This is a genomic window from Methylomonas sp. Uni0009, from assembly GCF_054188105.3.
On the sequence record NZ_JBTAFN010000001.1, the window covers coordinates 2,779,385 to 2,796,623 of the forward strand.

Consider the following 17,239-nt stretch of genomic DNA (forward strand, 5'->3'; position numbering starts at 1 on the left):
AATCCGTTTTTGTCCGCGGATAGGGGACGAAAGCAAGCTATTTGATGCACGTTGGCATTAATCGGGTTTTTCCGTCCAGGTTGTTTGTTGTGCCGGAAATATGAACATTGCTATGTCTTTCAGGATTTAGCTGATAGCGAATGCGCTTTGGTTTCCATGGCAGGCTTGGCGTCGCCGACATCCTTGTAGCGCTGAGCGGTTTCATCGAATGCCTCGGCGATAGCCAAAAAGGCATCGGTGACATCCGGATCGAAGTGCGTTCCCCGGCCTTTAGCGATCAGCCGCACCGCTTCTTCGTGGGGATACGCTTCTTTATAAACCCGTTTGCTGATCAGAGCGTCGTAAACGTCGGCGACTGCCATCAAACGGGCGCTCAGCGGGATTTGCTCTCCGGAAAGCCCTTGCGGATAACCGGCGCCATCCCACCTTTCATGGTGGCAATAAGCGATCTCCACCGCGTAATTTAAAAATGACCAGTCGCTGTCGCCAAAATCCCGCGCCGCCGACAAGATGGCAGACCTTCCCTCCGCGCAGTGCGTTTTCATAATCGTCCATTCATCCGGTGATAGTTTTCCCGGCTTAAGCAGTATCGCATCGGGAATGGCAACCTTGCCGATGTCGTGCAGAGGCGCGGATTTAAACAACAGTTCGATGTCGCCATCGGTGAGACTATAGCGAGCATTGGTGCGCAACCGTTCGGCCAACAACTGCACGTATCGTTGGGTACGGCGTATATGGTTGCCGGTCTCGTTGTCCCTGACCTCCGCCAAGGCACAAAAAGCCGCGATGATGGAGCTTTGCGCGGCGATCAGCTGCCGATCTTTGCGGAACAACTCTGCCGTGCGCTCGGCCACCAATTGCTCAAGATTGTCGTTATGCTGTTTCAGCTCGCGCCTGGTGGTGGCCAGGGCCAGATGATTACGGACCCGGGCCAACACCACCGGCGCGGATGCCGGTTTGTGAATAAAATCCTCGGCGCCCAGTGACAGACCGCACTCCTCGTCCACGGCGCTATCCAAGCTGGTCAGAAAAATCACCGGAATATCACGAGTCGCGAGGTTGGCTTTAAGTTGCTTACAAACCTCGAAGCCGTCGATACCCGGCATGACGACATCCAGTAATATCAGGTCCGGCGCGTCGCGGCCGATCAGCGCCAAAGCCTCGGAGCCATCGCTGGCAAAGCGGGTGCTGTATCCCTTGCCCAAGATGTTGCTCAACACCTCGATGTTATTTAAGGAGTCGTCTACGATCAGTATTTTCGGTCGTTTATCTTGGCTATTCATGGTCTGTCCAGCTATTGCCCTCTAAGAGTTTCTCTAATGCAATCAATGCTGCATCGTAGCGCAATTCTTGTGTCGCTTGCGCAATTTCCGCAAATTCCAAGGCGAGTTCATGATCGCCTATCTTGTGGGCGAGATCGGTGACCGAATACCGGGCATCCAGATTCTTAGTTTTCAATTGGCGAAGCAATTTCTGTAGGTCGGGCAGCAGATTGGCATGTTTAAACTGTTTTTCTGAATTAACCGATAAGGCAAGCCGCCTATCGTCAGCATCTTCTAAGGATTGACTCAATAACAGGAGTGCCGCCTCGCATTCCTGTGCAAGTAGTTCCGTTTGCGCCGTCAAATTCCTCTCCTCTCCGCCTTTGAGCATGCGGCACAGTCGGTCGGCCGAGGCTTGAAGCGCGCCGAGGCCTAAATTGCCGGCCTCGCCTTTCAGGCTGTGAGCGAGTAAAAACAGTTGCTCCGAATCGCCATCGGCAAGCCGTTGGTGCAATAGCGTTGCAGCGTTCCGATGCTGCTCGGCAAACGCCAGCAATAGGCGCCGGTAAAGGGCGATGTTGCCTCCCAGTCGGGCCAAAGCCGCTTGCACCGCCACGCCTGGCAGATTGCTCTCGAGTTTGGCAATTGCCTCGGTATCCGGGCAAATCTCGACAGCTTTTTCCTGTTGCGCCGCAGCGGATTTGGGTTTGATCCACCTCGCCAATGCATTGGCAAGTTCTTCCGGTTCGACAGGTTTGGCGATGTGGTCATTCATGCCGGCCGCAAAGCAGGCCTCTTTATCCTGATTCATCGCCGCCGCGGTCATCGCGATGATGGGTAATTCCTTTAACGCCGCCGATTGGCGAATCCTACGGGCGGCCTCCAGGCCGTCAAGCACCGGCATATGCAGGTCCATCAACACCGCATCGAAATTGGATTTCTCCAGCCAATCCAAGGCCTCCAGGCCATTGTTGGCAGTCGTGACCTCCAATCCGCCTTTAATGAGAAATTCCTGTGCCACCTGTTGATTGAGTTTATTATCCTCGACCAGCAAGATCCGAGCGCTACGGATGGCTGCTAGCGTGGTTCGGGTGGCGTTGAAAACTTCGGCGACGGGAACAGGCTGGCTGGTTTCGTTTCGTTGCAGTTGAACCAGGGTGTTGAGCAGGCTGGAGGGAGTGACCGGCTTGGCGATGATCGCATCCACCCGAATGTTGCCGGCCGACTTGGCCAGCGCCTCGTGCTCATAAGCCGTGATCATGATGGATATTGGCGGCCGGCTGTTATGCTCGCTATCGGCTATGGTCTCGGCCAGTTCCAGACCGTTCATGCCGGGCATTTTCCAATCCAATAACAACAGCTCGAAGGGTTTGCCGGATCGCGCCGCTTCGGTGAACAAGCGCAAACCTGTTTCGCCCGACCGGGCCGTCGCCACCTCGAACTGCCACGCTTCCAAAATCGAGCGCAGTATCGTCAGCGAGGTTTCCTGATCGTCGACTACCAGGGTGCGCATGGGGTGTAAATCCTGCAAACGCCGGCCCGGTGTCTGCACGCTTGACGAAATGCCGGCCGGTAGGCCTAGTCGAACCGTAAAGGCAAAGGTACTGCCGGATTCGGGTTCGCTCTCCAGGGTGATTTCTCCCTCCATCAATTCCACCAGGCGTTTCGAGATCGTCAGCCCCAAGCCGGTGCCGCCGAATTTGCGGGTGATACTGGCGTCGGCCTGCGCGAAAGGCTGAAACAGCTGACCGGCTTGTTCGGCCGTGATGCCGATGCCGGTATCTCTCACCGCAAAACGCAGGCGTATGGCATCGTCCGTCCTTTCCTGTGCCTCGACGCGAAGGTGGACTTCGCCATGTTGCGTGAATTTAATGGCATTGCCGACCAGGTTGTTAATGATCTGGCTGAGGCGGAGCGGGTCGCCCAGCAGCTGATCGGGCACATCTAACGCCATATCGATGAACAGCTCGAGGCCTTTTTCATCGGCACGTAGGGAGAACAAGTCTGCCGTCGCCCGTAGTATTTCTTCCAAGTTGAATTCGATGGCCTCGATGTCTATGCGCCCGGCTTCGATTTTCGAGTAATCGAGAATGTCATTGAGAATACCCAGCAAGGCTCGCGACGAATTCAATACCTTGCCGAGGTAATCGCGTTGCTTCTGGTTCAGCTCGGTATCCAGCGCCAGTTGCGTCAGGCCGATGATGGCGTTCATCGGGGTACGTATTTCGTGGCTCATGTTCGCCAAGAAATCGGATTTGGCCAGGTTGGCATTGTCGGCTTGTTTTCTGGCGTCCAACAACTCCGTCGTGCGCTCATTTACCAAGTGTTCGAGATGATTTTTGTAGTGCTCCAATTCGACTTCGTAGCGTTTGCGGTCGGTGATGTCCATGCGTATGCCCAGGATGCGGGTGACCATGTCGTCTTCGCCTCGCTGCACGCAGAACGCTTTAACACTTATCCAGCGATAGGTGCCGTTGGCATGGCGCATCCTGGCTTCGTAACTGTAGGCATTGGCCCGTTTCGACAGTACGGCACCAATTTTTTCGGCGATGTCGGCCCTGTCGTCCGGATGGAGCCGCTCCAGCCATTCGTTACGATCACCCGGACCGGGTTTCGCCTGGTAGCCTAGCATCGTGAAATAAATCGGTGACACCTCGAAACTGTCTTTTTTGACATCCCAATCGAAAACGCCGATTTGTGCCACATCCATCGTCAAACGCAGACGCTCTTCCGATGTTTTGAGCTGTTCTTCGACTTGCTTGCGTTCGGTAATGTCGAGTGTAAAACCGTTGATCTGTCCGCTTTCTTCATCCAGGTAGGCGGACATCGAGAACCATTTGGTTTGCCCGGTTATGAGCACCGCTTGCGCTTCAAAGCCGCGTACCTCTTTATTTGTCTGCAGCAACTGATAAAACAACTTCAATTGATTGAGATCGGCCCACAGCTTCTCGGCCGGAACATAACGTTGCAGAAAGGTATCGACGGAGTCGCATTCCAATTGGCGTGCCAAAGTGAGATTTAGAAAGCTAAACTGACCTTCAAAATTTCTCTGAAAAATGCCGACCGGTGCATTCTCGATGATGTAGCGGTAATTCCTTTCGTTGTTCTGCCATTTCAAGCGGCTGTGTCGCGCAACCAAGGCCAACACTAACGAAGCGATCAAGATGACGAGTCCGGCCGTGCCGTACCAAACCAAATGTTTTCGCCACTCGGCCAGATAATCCTGTTCGGCGATGGCGGCCAACACGTACAAGGGATAATCGCCGACCCGCCGAAAACTATAGAGGCGTTTGACGCCATCGCCAGGGCCGGGCTGTAGATAGGAGCCGTGGGTCATACCCTGGGCGATGTATTGGTGCAGGGGGTGGTTAGGCATGGTTTTGCCTAGATTGGCTTCCAGATGCGGATGGCGTGCCCAAAGCCTCATCTGTTCGTCGCGGAGTAACACCGCACCTTGCTCGCCAAGGTTCAACGTCGCGTAAAAACTTTCGAACGAACTCAATTGCACGATGACGTTAACGTATCCGGCAAAGCCGCCGTCGGGAAAATCGATACGCCGGGTCAGGGAGATATGCCAGATGCCCAGAGTACGCGATATTTCCGGCGGGGAAATGTGTAAGCCAGTCTGGCGATGATCCCTATGAAATTGAAAGCTTTCTTTGTCGGCGACATTGATGGCTGGCTGAGCATCGATAGAACTGTAGATACAATCGCCGTTGGTATTGAATATCTGGATTCCGCCGATCTCGATCACCGCCGCTTGCTGAATATCGTCGGCCTTTTCCTGCAGTAAGGCTTGCATAGCATGGTTTTCAACGGCGTTATCGAATTGGCTGCTGCGCATATCCTCGGGTCGAATATGCCCCTGAATATCTTTCAGAATCAGATCGATTTTTTGTAGGGTGGCCAGCGCATGCCCCTCCAGAACCAGAGCGATATTTGCTGTTTCGATACGCGCGTGTTCTATGTGGTTATCGCGCTCTTGCTGCAGGCTCAAGCCCATCAGCGCCACAAATCCCAAGATACCGACCAAGCCAGCGGCGATTGCCAACCCAAATGCCGATATTCTTGGAAAACGTTGTTTCATGTGCCCACTCCCGGCTATAAATTATCACCTAAATTCGGCAATTGCTAAAAAGCCGAGGACTCAAAGTGAGCCGTTGAGATGGCCGCGCATAAACCGGCGCGAGTCGAGTTCCCTCGTGAACGGCTCTATGCAATCCTGACGTAACAACAATTCGAAAGACTTATTTTGCGCCGCCTTGCCATATCAGAACTCGGCTAATCTTGAAACGAGAAAACCGAACGCATACGGGTAAAGGTTTTCGCTACTGTTGGTAGCAGGCATTGACAATCGCCCGCAATTTTTCCAGACCCAATTCGCGGGTCAGCGCAATATTTCGGTCTGGAATACCCTCCGGGTCGGGATGGCTGGCGACGGCTTTTTCGATGCTGTTTTCGCGAATCAGATGCAGCATGGGGTAGGGGGAACGGTTGGTGTAATTGCTGGGGTCGTTTGTCGGCGTTTGCGCAAAGCAATAGTCCGGGTGAAAACTAGCCAATTGGTAGATGCCTTCGTAGCCTTGATCAATCAGCAATTGCTCCGCGATAGCCAGCAAATCCAGGAAATCTTCGAAGTCGGCAAACGCCTCATTAAATATCAGCAAGGTGGTTTCGGTGTCGGGCTCGGAATCGAGATGCTCGCACTCGGCAATGACCGCTTCCAGGCTATCCTCAATGCTGTTGCTCGACACGACTTGATAGCGAATACTGCCTTTCTCCTGTTCGCGGCGGGCAAACGGGCAAATATTGTATTCAATAACAAAAGTTTTTAGCCAGGCCTGCGTAGCGGCGATAATCTGTTGGTTAGTCATGGTGATCGAAAAAAATGAAGAAAAGCACTAAACACTGTCTCTGGCTGTTGGCGATATTGCCGGCTTTAGTAAACGCTGAAGTCTATCAGTGGACCGATCCGCAAGGTCGTCGCCATTATGCCGACCATGGCAATGAAAACGCCAAAGTCTTAAGCATCGATCCCGGCGTCGCCTTTTATCGGGTAGAAAAGGTGTTCGATGGCGATACTATCTTATTAAGCGACGGCCAGAAAGTCCGTTTTTTGGGGATCAATACCCCGGAGGTTGCCGGCCGTAACAAGTCAGCAGAAGCCGGCGGCGAGCAGGCCAAGGCCTGGTTGAAGCAAAAGTTGGAGCATCAGAAGGTATTCCTGCAAGGCGATGTGGAAAAACAGGACAAATATCAGCGCACTTTGGCCTACGTGTTTACCGAGGACAAGGAGCATATCAATCTGGAACTGGTGAAACGCGGATTGGCCACGGTGAATATTTTTCCGCCGAATTTCAAATATCTCGACAGCTTGTTGGCGGCTCAGCGCAGTGCCGAGCAAGCCAGGCTAGGGATTTGGGGTGAACAGGCCTATGCGCCACTGGCGGCGGAACTGCTCGATGAGGGTAATTACCAGGGTTGGAAGCGCTTAACCGGACGCATCCTCGCGCTCAAAAACACAGCGAAGCACAGCTACCTGCAATTCTCCGATGCGGTATCCATCAGTGTCGAGCCAATATCGGCCGGCTTGTTTCCGCCGCTGGAAACCTATGTGGGTAAGGATGTGGAAGTGCGGGGGTGGGTGCGGCGCTCGAAACAGCGTTTTGCCGTGCAGGTGCGGCATCCGGCGGACATCGTGTTGCGTTGATGCCGGCCGCCGGGCCGCTTACTCTTCTTCGGCGAATAACGCTTGGATCATTTGCTTTTCCTCGTCGTCGAGGATGTGCTCTGCGGAAAACCAGCGAGTGCGTTGAAACGGGATTTCTCGCTCCGCGTCGCGCAGTCCGGCGCGACGATCAATCTCGCGGCGCTCGGCCCGCCGGCGATCCAAAACCCGCCGGTCTTGTTTTGGCCACAGCACATATTGTTGCTGAACGAAAGCGATCCACTCCGCTGAGTTGAAGGCGAACGGATTAGTCCGGCGTTCTTGCTGACGGCGCGCCCCTCGGCGGCGTGCCGAATCATCGCTAGTCATCATAGTGGCTACCACTGACCTATGCCGCCGCATACACGCATGCTGTAGAGGACAACCGGCGAATTGATGTAAAAAAAATACGACCTAAATAACATTCGACCAAAATAATAAGCTTCTCAAGAAAATCTGAGTATCTAGGTAGGGATTTTAAATGTACCGGCCCAAATGCTCAATCAAACTTAGTTTTCGGATGTCATTTTACTGGACAAAGTTCCCGGTAACCGCGGAAGTTGATCAGTCATCACCAGCATTTGGACGGCGATCCAAAAATCCGGGAGACATTATTGGCTATGTCTTATTCGCCGGACAACGCAGGCCTGCAAGCGCTTTTTATTGTTTTGGCGGCTAGGGCGCTATGCGCCATTCGCACCTGGACAGCTCAGGGAACAATGTATTGATTAATAGCCGCGAATCGACCAAGCCTTTTTTCATCAGCGCAATCAATGTTTTATTAGTGGATCCAACCGGTACGACAGCCCATTCCTTAGGGCATTTATTCAGCAGATTTATTTGAGCAGTAGTCAGTTTTTCTCTAGCCATCGTTACACCTATTTTCGGATTTGGTATTGCTAACGGGTCTTGTATATGGGGTTTTACTTGACGCCGGCATACGGTAAGTCAAAAAACAGGATTTGTTAAATTAGTAATATTCATCAGCTCTATTAATAACGTGCATTTGGGGCTATCGGCCTTCCGCCGGCATAGAAACAAGGGTAGTGAAGGGCGGGGTAACGAGCTAGAGACACTCAAAGCCGGCAGGCCGCATAGATGCGGGCGAGTTCCAGCAGATTCGGCGCGCCGGTTTTCTCCATCACCTTGGCGCGGTGGATTTCAACAGTGCGGTGACTAATCCCCAAACGCCTGGCTATTTCTTTGTTGGTTAGACCAGCCACCACCATCCCCATAATCTCAAGTTCGCGTGACGTCAGCCCGCTTAGCCGATTACACTGCGCTTGCCCTTTTATGGCCTGTGCGTGAGTGTTGACTTCAAGCTGTAGCGCGGCCTGTACTCTGTCGAGCAATAGTTCGGTGCTGACCGGTTTGGTCAGAAAATCAACAGCTCCCGCTTTCATCGCGCGCACTGTCATCGGTATGTCGCCATAGGCGGTCAGGAAAATAATGGGAAGGTGGATGTGGCGGCGGATAAGTTCGGCTTGCAGTTCGTGACCATCCAGACCCGGCATGTTGACATCCAGCACCAGACAGCCTGGCTGCTCCGGAGAATAGCTTTCGAGAAAGCACTCGGCACTGGCAAATGTTTGATACGCAAGGCCCGCGGTTTCAAATACCAAACCCAAGCTGTCGCGGACTGCATCATCGTCGTCCACCACGAATACGCAGGGCTGAGTATTCATTTCGCAAACGGTAAGGTAAAGAACAGGCTAAGGCCGTCGCCGACATTCCGTTCCGCCCACATATTCCCGCCGTGGGCCTGAATTAGGGCTCGGCTGATGGCCAAGCCCATTCCCAGTCCCGCGGGTTTAGTCGAGTAAAAGGGTTGAAACAGCATTTTCAGGGCAGTGGCGTCCGTCAGGCCTTTGCCGCTGTCACAAACACAGACTACTGCCATATCAGGATCGTCGGCGTATCGGCCGGTGGTAATGCGCAATACCTCGGCGAGCTTACCGTGTTCCTGCATCGCTTCCAGACCATTAATGATCAGATTGACCAGCACCTTTTGAATTTGCAGCGCATTGACCGTGGTCTGCGGTAAGTCGGCGGCAAGGTCCAGTTCTATGTTTAAAGTGTCTAGGGTTTTGTCGTTTTTTATAAACGCGCAGGCTTCTGTCACGAGAAAGTTAATATCGACCCGTTCACCGACGGCCTCGGTTTTATTCAAATGGCTAAATAATTGTCTGATGACTTCGCCGGCACGCTGAGCTTGTTGCACACAGGCTTCCAGTACATGGTTGAGTTTTTGGGAATCCGGTTTTTCCGATTGGTAGAGGCGCAACGCCACGTCGGCATAAGAGGAAATAGCGGCCAGGGGTTGGTTTAATTCGTGGGCAATCGCCGCTATCGTCTGCGTCGCCAACGATACTCGAAATGACTGTTCCATCCGATTTCGGCGTTCGCTCAATTCCCGGGTCAGTTTATAGTCGGTGATGTCGAAATTGATGCCCAGCAATCGATAAGGCCGATTATTTTTATCATTCAATAAGCTGCCGCGCGAATGTATCCAGCGGTAGGAGCCATTCTTGTGGCGTAAGCGGAATTCCAGTTCGTAAGCGGATACATGCCCGGACAGGTAGTTTTTGGTGCTTGCCAGGACCCATGCCCGATCATCCGGATGCAATCGAGATTCCCATTCCTCCCAGCGGTTCTGCATCTCATGGTCGTCAAAACCGATTTGCCGTTTCCATTCCGGCGAGAGAAATAAGGTTTGCGAGACCAAATCCCAGTCCCAATAACCGGCGTTCACTTCGTCGATGATCAGTGCCAGGCGGGTCTCGGTATGCCGCAATTCCGCGTGGGTGCGTTTCAGTTCGGTAATGTCTACATGGGTAATAATCATGCCCTGGAAACCTTGGGTAATGCGTTTGGCGTGCATCATAAACCAAAGCTCGCCCAGCGCGGTTCGACAGGGATATTCCATCATAAATTCCTGTTGATGGCCCGCTATCAGGCTTTCAAGGCCGGTCAAAGCCTTCTGTGCGTCCCGGTCGCCTCCCGCCGACGAGCGGCGGCAAACTTCAAGGTAGTTGGCGCCCTCCGACAATTGACTGGACGAACCGCCGTTCTCGATAGCAAAGCAATCCCAGGGCGCGTTGACCGTCGTCACCAAGCCGCTATCATCCAGTACTGCCACATGCGCGGGCAGCGAATTCAGAACGCAGCGTACGAAAGCCTCGTTACGGCGCAGGGCGTCATCAGCGACTTTCAGCGGTGTAATGTCCAAAAATGCGCCAACGGCCCCGCGCGGCTGCCCATTATTGTCCAGCAAGGGCGATGCATTGGACACCACGGTAATCACTTTCCCGTCCGGGCGGACTATATCCAGCGTCTCGTCGCTCACCACTTCTCCCCGGCAAGCACGCTGAATCGGCAGATCTTCAGCGGCCAGCGGATAGCCGTTTTGCAATACTGTGATGGCCGGCGGGGTTGGGCTCGATAGTGAAAGTTCCGAGGTGGGGGGCAGGCCCAGCATCTGCTCATTCGCCCGATTTCCGCGGATATGTTGTCCGCTATTGTCATTGGCGATGGCGAGTCCAATGGGTACCGTGTTGTAAATAACCTGCATTTCCTCCAGACGGCGTTCCAAGCGTTGGTTCAATAGGGCAATTTTCTGCTCGGACAGTTTGCGCTCTTCGATGTCGATCACATGCACCACAATACCTTTCAACCTGCCGGCTTCATCGGCATTGGGAATATAGGTCGCATGCACCCAGCGGGGTTTGCCGTTGCCATAAGGAATTTGCTGGTCAAAACTAACCGGCTCGCCCGCCAAAGCCCGCTCCAGATAAGGGCGGACTATGTCCCAGGCCGCGCCACCCAGAATTTCCGGCACGGTGCGGCCGATAACCTGTTCCGGAGAGATGCCGAACCAGTGTTCATATGTCGCATTTACCCGTACATAGCGAAAATCGACATCCAAATAGGCGATCAGCGCCGGCGTGGCATCCATGATCAGTTGTAGTTCCCTATCCTGGTCGCGATAGACCGATTCAGCCTGTTTTCGCGCGGTAATATCTTGGAGATAGCCATGCCACAAAATACTGCCGCCCTGTTCCCGCATCGGCATGGAATGACCTTCTATCCAGATTTCGCCTTTACTAGGGTGTTGGTAGCGAAAGGTGTCGCGCCAAGGCGTCAGGCTGCGCGCCGATTCGCTGATGGTTTCGTTGATCAGTTTGATGTCGTCGGGATGCACCCTGGCAAATACCGGACTAAAGTCCTCGGCTACCGCTGCGGGCGGCAGTCCGTACAAAGATTCAAGCGCCTGACTGGCATAAGGCATGCTGGCTGAGCCATCCGCAGCCAAACGAAAAGAGCAAATAACGCCGGGTACGGAAGCCGCCACTTTGGACAGCTGATCCTGTAAATGATGTTCGGCTGGTAGTGGGCTGCGTCCGTCTGCATCGCGCAGGACAAGGGAATACAAGGTTTGCTCGCCAATGTCTATCTCGGAAATGATAGCTTCCATTAGAAATTCTTCGCCGTTAGCGCGCACACCGGTCACTGTGCGAAGTTCGTTCGCCTGATGATCGCTATCGCCTTCTGGCTTTGGCGCTGAATAAATGGCCGGAAAACCAGCCGGAATAAAGTGTTCGATCGCGTTGCCAATGGCTTGATCCGCGCGGCAGCCGAACAGCTTGCCGGCTGCGGGATTGCATAATACGACACGGTGTTTTGCGTCTATGCAGACAATGGCATCCCGCGCGGCTTGTATAAGTGCCGCGCACAGCGCCGGGCCTTGCTCCTGCACCGAGGATTCTGCTTGTGTTTGTCGAGTGAGGTCGGTGAGGGTAATGTGCAGTTCCGGCTGGTCGGCGAGACCGGTGAGCATCAGGCAGTCGAGTCTGGCAGGAAATGCAGCGTTATCGTCACGCAGCATTGGCAATTCGCAAGGCTGAATTTCGCTACGTTGCTGAATCTGCGATAAATGCCGTTGCCAAAAGTCGCGGCTTTGATCGGCAATCAAGCTTGAAAAATGACGGCCAATTAAGTGTTGACGCTCACCACCCAATAAGGCGGCGGCCGCAAAGTTGATGGTAGATATTCGCTGGTCCGGGCTGAGTGTGAGGCAGGCGTGCGGGGCGAAATCGTAAAGATGCTGGAAGCGGTCTCGCGCCTGAATCAGCGATTGATTTTGGGTTTCTAATTCAAGCAGACGTACTTGCTGCTCATGCAAAATTTTCTCCGGAGCATCCAGGGAACAGTTGGTTTTGCTTGAGTTTGGGTGTCTGTTCTGAGCTTCTTGTCGAACAGTATTGTCAGGGTGTGCAGACTTACAGCGCTCGTCAGTCATGAGACATCTTCTATTTTGGACAGAATTTAGACCGCTTCAGGCATTCTTTCGATGGTTGTAACACAAGCCCTGTTATACGGATGTGGCTAGCCGAGAAGCCCTGTTTCGGCAACAGCGGGAGGCGGCAACCGGATCTTAACCCGGGCATAAGCCGAAATAGCCGGCCTTAGTTTGTGAAAAGCTATGCCTAGAGTTGGCTTCTTGCCCCAGTTCGCGCGGAAGTATGCTGGCGAAAAATTAGCCCTGTCAAACTTATCTTCAATCTAAGTAGCAGTACGTATTTTTAGCGGATAGCGGCTGTGTTAAAACGCGCTATGTTGGTATGGCTTTACCGTTTCAGCAATATGAATACTTGATTTACCCCTCGCCAAACAATCCGGAAATAACTGATGAGTGAATTGGACCATCCAAGACAAAACCAGCTTCTCGCTATGCTGCCTGAACCCGAGTATGCCCGTGTTTCAAGTTTACTGGAACGGGTTGAAATGGAGTGTGGCGACGCGCTTTGTGAACCGGATGAGTCTTTGCGTTATGTCTACTTCCCTGTGACCGGCGTGATAGCGGAGCTTTACTTTGCTGAGAATGGAGCCTCCCGCGAACTGGCTTTGATTGGTAACGAAGGCATGCTGGGTATATCGCTGTTCATGGGCGGTGAATCCATACCGTATCAAGCCTTAGTAGTGATGCCGGGCTACGCCTATCGTTTGCGCAGGAGTCTGGTTGATGAGGAAATTGGGCGGATAGGCGGACAGCACAGTGGGCTGCAAGGTGTGTTACTCCGCTATACCCAGGCACTACTGACGCATATGACGCAAATAGCGGCTTGCAAGCGGCATCATTCCATTGAACAACAATTCTCGCGTTGGCTGTTGATGATCCTGGACCGGCAGAGCGGGAGCGAGATCGCAATAACGCAGCAATCCATCGCCAGTCTGTTGGGCGTGCGCCGCGAAGGCATCACCGAGGTTGCCGGGAAATTACAGCAAGCCGGGGTAATTCGGTATTGCCGTGGTCAAATCAGCGTGCTGGAGCGCGCCGGCCTGGAAGCGCAAAGTTGCGAGTGTTACCCGATCATCAAAAACGAGTTTGCTCGGCTGCTTGCTGTCAGTGCCAATCCGTCGCCGCTGTCCAAACCCATTACCGCCATTACCACTTATGGACATGCCAAAGATCTCAGGAGACGCTACGCATTTGGCTGATCAAGTCTACCGGCGCTGAAATATCGCCCCGTGGTTTTATCTGGTCAGTTCGGCTATTGAAACCCAGTCACCGTAGGGGGCGATTTTATGAACACTGCATCAGCCAAAGCCCATAGCTGCTCACTTGTTATAGACCACGATCCAGCCAGCCGGATGGCGAACAAACACTCCCTGGCGGCGTTTCGGGATCATGATGCGGCGTTTTGCGAGGGAGAACCCAGTCATCACGGTCTTAAACTCGCCGAAGACCGCCAGCCCGAACAAGTGCGCGGGAATTGGCAATCACCGGATATCCTGGATGCCGGCTACATCGCCAATCAAGTGGAAACGGTCGAGCAGGCGAATGTCTCCATCCTGATGCCGATAGAATGCGATGATGCGGCCTTTGTCACGGTCCACTCTAACAACTGCGCCAGCAACGCGGACGCCGCATCGTCCACTGAAGTCAGCCGAGAGTTGCAGGGACAGCACCTGCTGGCGGAGAAAACCGAAACCCTGGCGCAATTGCGTGAGGCGGAAGCTAAGTACCGGGCCTTGGTGGAACAAATGCCGGTGATCACTTATGTCGCATCGTTGGAAACGCCGGTAAAGCTGTTATATGTCAGTCCGCAAATTGCTCAATTGGGCTTGCCCGAACAAGATTGGCTTGATGACCCGCAAGGTATACTGAAGCGGGTGCACCCGGACGATCTGGCAGTGGCGGTAGAAGCCTATGCCTATACCTATAAACATCATGCGCCTCTGAGGTGCGAATACCGATTACGTAAACAGGATGGAAGCCATCGCTGGTTTCTCGACGAAGCCAACGTAGTGCGGAATGAAGCCGGCGAAAGTTTGTTTTTGCAAGGTGTCCTGATTGATATTACCAAAGACAAAGAAACCGAACAGGAGCTGAGCTATTACCGGCAACGTTTGGAGGAGTTGGTATTTAAGCGTACGGAACAACTGGAAAAACAATGCGCCATCCTCAAGTCCGCCAATGCCAGTCTTGACACCACTTTGGTAAAGCTCAAACACGCCAATACCGAGGCTCGCAACAGCGAGAGGCGCTTTCGCTTACTGCTGGATTCTGCCGGCGAAGGTATTGTCGGTCTTGATGTGGATGGCCGTTGCAGCTTCGTTAACCGGGCCGCGTTGCAGGTTTTGGGTTACGCCGAGATAGACGTGCTGGGACAGGACATCGTTGCCATGATAGCCGGGGATTTGATCTTAGCGCTGGAAGCGCTCAAGTTGCCTGATATGGCCCGCGACATCATCGCTCAGCGTAGTACCGCTAATTTTAAACGCAAGGATGGCCGGTCATTTCCGGTCGAATATTCGTTTTATCCGGTCGCGTTGGATGGATTTGTCGATAGCTTGGTACTGGTGTTTTGGGATATGTCGGCATCTCAAACCAAACGGCAGAGTTTGGCCTATCAGGCCAGTCACGACCCCTTGACCGGGCTGGTTAATCGGACAGCTTTTGAACAACGGGTGGCAAGGGTATTGGCTAGCGCCCGCCCCGGCTATTTTCACCATGCGCTTTGTTATCTCGATCTGGATCATTTTAAGCAGGTCAACGATACCTGTGGACAAGCGGCAGGGGATGAATTACTGCGTAGAATCAGTAGCGTTTTGTCCTCCAAACTGCGGCAACGCGACACGCTGGCCCGATTGGGCGGTGACGAGTTCGCGTTGTTGCTGGAACACACCACACTTGATCAAGCGCGAAATATCGCCCATGAACTATGCAATAGCCTGCGCAATTTCAAATTTAACTGGGGTGATGCTGAATTTACCGTGAGCGCCAGCATTGGAGTGGCTGCGGTGACGTGTACGGTTCGGGATGTCGGGGAGTTTTTAAGTAACGCCGATAGCGCGTGCTACAGAGCCAAGGAAAAAGGCCGGAACCAGGTGCATGTGTTTTTACCTGATAACGTCGAGCGCCTCGATCAATTCCTGCAATGGAAAGCTTGAGGATTTTGCTAAAACGTATTTTGTGTATGAAGAACGGAGCCAGCGCATCACTGAGTGGCAAATCCGGCTCTATTGATTACCGGCTTCCCGCTCCGGCTATGTTTGTCGAAGCCAATTAGGGTGCTTCGCCAACAGGTCCGGAGCGAAAGGTATTAATCGACCGGATAAAAAACTCAGTGTTCAGGATGAATGTCAATCTACTCGGAGTATCGCCATGAAACACTACCTATTGATAATACTGGGTATTTTACAATGCCTGATCGTCGTGCAAGCTATTGAGCATGCGCCTGCCAAACCCATCAATCAAGAACAGTTACAGACAATAGTGCCTTACGCGGTGCAGGGGACGGTACAAACCTTTACCAAAACGGTGCACGGCGGTGTCCAGCATGTGGTGATCAAATCCGCGGACAATGCCTCGCAAATCAAATTAATTCAGGGGCATTTGCAAAAAAGGGCGGAACAATACCAGGCGGGCAATTATGCGGCGACGGAACGTTTGCATGGTGCGGAAATGCCGGGGCTGGCTCAGTTAAAAAAGGCAAAAGTCGATGATATTAAAGTTCAATATCAAGCTTTGGATAACGGCGGACAGATTCATTTTTCTACCGAATACCCTCAATTCGTTCAGGCCCTGCACGAATGGTTCGATGCCCAAGCCGAGGACCACGGCAATCCAGGCATACCTGATCACGATAGCCATCATTCGCCAGCTGCTGAATGATGGCGGAGGCGTGTCTGTTCCGGGCATCCCAGGCGCGCTATAGGGCTTAATGAGTCGGCTCGGTTCGTTGAGCGGTATGAGCCGCGGAGCCTCCGCTCTCCGGACTGGCGACTGCTACTCTTTCAGCGGCGTGTTAGGTCTTTTTACTATCAAAAACAAACCTCTGCGTGTCGGGGCTATAGCTTCGCTTCAATCAGCATCCCGCTGCCAATCCGCAAACCACTCCGGCAATTCGCGCGACTCGCCTAGAGCAAGTAACCGATGATCAATCCCGTCATGGTTGCCCCACACCACTTCGCTCAGCGCACCATCACTTACGCGCGCTTCGATGTCTTTACAGTACAGCCCCTGATCGCGCTGAACATAAAAACCGTAAGTTCGGCAAGCGATAGGGCGGTGTGCATAGACCAGGCAAGCGCCATTGGCTTTGTCCAGCAGCGGGCAGATGACTGGGCGCGCTATTTGGCCGGCCAGAGCGGCTATCTCCCCACTGATTTGCTGAAATTGCTCCGGCGGTAAGGCCATCAGGCCTTGTTGCAGACAATGCCATTCGTCCGCGGTGATCTTGGGTACTGCGGCAAGCCTGCGGCAACAGCCGTCGCAACCCTGGCGGCATAGCCAATCGGGTTGGTTGTCGCGGATGATTTTTACCCGCGTGTCGATATCTGCATGGAGTTGGGTGAGGGTTTTCATTGGAACATACTGCCTGTTTAAGCGGGTTTTGCAAAGCCTTTCCGAACATGACGCCGATTCGTGCGTGCTGAGCAGCCGGCGGCGTTTTAACCGGATTCTAATCAAAGCTTAAGTAGATTTTAAGTCGCCAAACTTAGAATTTTTCGTAAGTGAACAACTTACGGAGTGATTATGTGCGACTCGAATACCGCTATAAATCAACAGCTTGGCGAAAAACACATCGGCGGCGGCATCTATGTTGCCATTGACGGTCTTTTAAAACACTGCATCACCGCGCCCCTACTCGAGCTGCCGATAGATTTTAAGGAATGGTACATACCCTTCGGCAGCAATATCTCGCAACTTTATCCACTCTAATGCGTGCCGGAGCAATCCTCCGCAGCACCAGTCGCTCAATAT

13 protein-coding genes are annotated in these 17,239 nt (G+C 53.2%); 5 read left to right on the top strand and 8 right to left on the bottom strand.

Translation table 11 applies throughout. The features are described from left to right. Window positions 1-119 precede the first annotated feature (119 nt). The 3 genes from ACWAU0_RS13100 to ACWAU0_RS13110 form a co-directional block, all read right to left on the bottom strand. Window positions 120-1,283 carry an HD domain-containing phosphohydrolase gene (locus tag ACWAU0_RS13100; protein WP_458136929.1) on the bottom strand — a complete coding sequence of 388 codons (1,164 nt, stop codon included), beginning with the start codon at window positions 1,281-1,283 and terminating at the stop codon, window positions 120-122. Further along, the gene (locus ACWAU0_RS13105) at window positions 1,276-5,349 is read right to left on the bottom strand and encodes a response regulator (RefSeq protein ID WP_458136930.1); all 4,074 of its coding nucleotides are present in this window, start codon (window positions 5,347-5,349) and stop codon (window positions 1,276-1,278) included. The genes ACWAU0_RS13100 and ACWAU0_RS13105 overlap by 8 nt, the downstream gene beginning before the upstream one ends. Window positions 5,350-5,590: 241 nt before the next feature. Continuing rightward, a complete protein-coding gene (locus ACWAU0_RS13110; protein WP_458136931.1) occupies window positions 5,591-6,136 on the bottom strand; it encodes a DUF1415 domain-containing protein in 546 nt (181 codons plus the stop codon). A 14-nt stretch (window positions 6,137-6,150) separates the two neighbouring features. On the opposite strand from ACWAU0_RS13110, the gene ACWAU0_RS13115 reads away from it, so the two are divergent. Next, window positions 6,151-6,972 carry a thermonuclease family protein gene (locus ACWAU0_RS13115; protein ID WP_458136932.1) on the top strand — a complete coding sequence of 274 codons (822 nt, stop codon included), beginning with the start codon at window positions 6,151-6,153 and terminating at the stop codon, window positions 6,970-6,972. Between the two features lie 18 nt (window positions 6,973-6,990). Here ACWAU0_RS13115 and ACWAU0_RS13120 read toward each other — a convergent pair whose 3' ends face one another. The 4 genes from ACWAU0_RS13120 to ACWAU0_RS13135 all read right to left on the bottom strand — a co-directional run bounded on the left by ACWAU0_RS13120 (window position 6,991) and on the right by ACWAU0_RS13135 (window position 12,151). Continuing rightward, window positions 6,991-7,302 (bottom strand): hypothetical protein, encoded by a 312-nt coding sequence (locus tag ACWAU0_RS13120; protein WP_051669669.1) that lies wholly within the window; start codon window positions 7,300-7,302, stop codon window positions 6,991-6,993. A gap of 342 nt (window positions 7,303-7,644) precedes the next feature. Next, window positions 7,645-7,839: a hypothetical protein gene (locus tag ACWAU0_RS13125; RefSeq protein WP_165385980.1), complete on the bottom strand. Its 195-nt coding sequence runs from the start codon at window positions 7,837-7,839 to the stop codon at window positions 7,645-7,647. Between the two features lie 206 nt (window positions 7,840-8,045). After that, window positions 8,046-8,654: a response regulator transcription factor gene (locus ACWAU0_RS13130; protein WP_458136933.1), complete on the bottom strand. Its 609-nt coding sequence runs from the start codon at window positions 8,652-8,654 to the stop codon at window positions 8,046-8,048. After that, window positions 8,651-12,151, bottom strand: coding sequence for a PAS domain-containing sensor histidine kinase (locus tag ACWAU0_RS13135; RefSeq protein ID WP_458136934.1), 3,501 nt, complete (start codon window positions 12,149-12,151; stop codon window positions 8,651-8,653). The genes ACWAU0_RS13130 and ACWAU0_RS13135 overlap by 4 nt, the downstream gene beginning before the upstream one ends. Window positions 12,152-12,657: 506 nt before the next feature. Between ACWAU0_RS13135 and ACWAU0_RS13140 the strand changes: the two genes are divergently transcribed. The 3 genes from ACWAU0_RS13140 (at window position 12,658) to ACWAU0_RS13150 (ending at window position 16,147) form a co-directional block, all read left to right on the top strand. After that, window positions 12,658-13,467 (top strand): Crp/Fnr family transcriptional regulator, encoded by an 810-nt coding sequence (locus ACWAU0_RS13140; RefSeq protein ID WP_458136935.1) that lies wholly within the window; start codon window positions 12,658-12,660, stop codon window positions 13,465-13,467. A gap of 87 nt (window positions 13,468-13,554) precedes the next feature. Next, complete coding sequence (locus ACWAU0_RS13145) at window positions 13,555-15,423, top strand: diguanylate cyclase domain-containing protein (RefSeq protein WP_458136936.1); 1,869 nt, start codon at window positions 13,555-13,557, stop codon at window positions 15,421-15,423. Between the two features lie 214 nt (window positions 15,424-15,637). Continuing rightward, on the top strand, window positions 15,638-16,147 hold the full coding sequence (locus ACWAU0_RS13150) for an aspartate carbamoyltransferase (RefSeq protein ID WP_445368366.1): 510 nt from the start codon (window positions 15,638-15,640) through the stop codon (window positions 16,145-16,147). Between the two features lie 189 nt (window positions 16,148-16,336). Here ACWAU0_RS13150 and ACWAU0_RS13155 read toward each other — a convergent pair whose 3' ends face one another. After that, window positions 16,337-16,840 (bottom strand): YkgJ family cysteine cluster protein, encoded by a 504-nt coding sequence (locus ACWAU0_RS13155; protein WP_458136937.1) that lies wholly within the window; start codon window positions 16,838-16,840, stop codon window positions 16,337-16,339. Window positions 16,841-17,011: 171 nt separating this feature from the next. On the opposite strand from ACWAU0_RS13155, the gene ACWAU0_RS13160 reads away from it, so the two are divergent. Beyond that, window positions 17,012-17,197 (top strand): hypothetical protein, encoded by a 186-nt coding sequence (locus tag ACWAU0_RS13160; protein ID WP_458136938.1) that lies wholly within the window; start codon window positions 17,012-17,014, stop codon window positions 17,195-17,197. The last annotated feature ends 42 nt before the right edge of the window (window positions 17,198-17,239 follow it).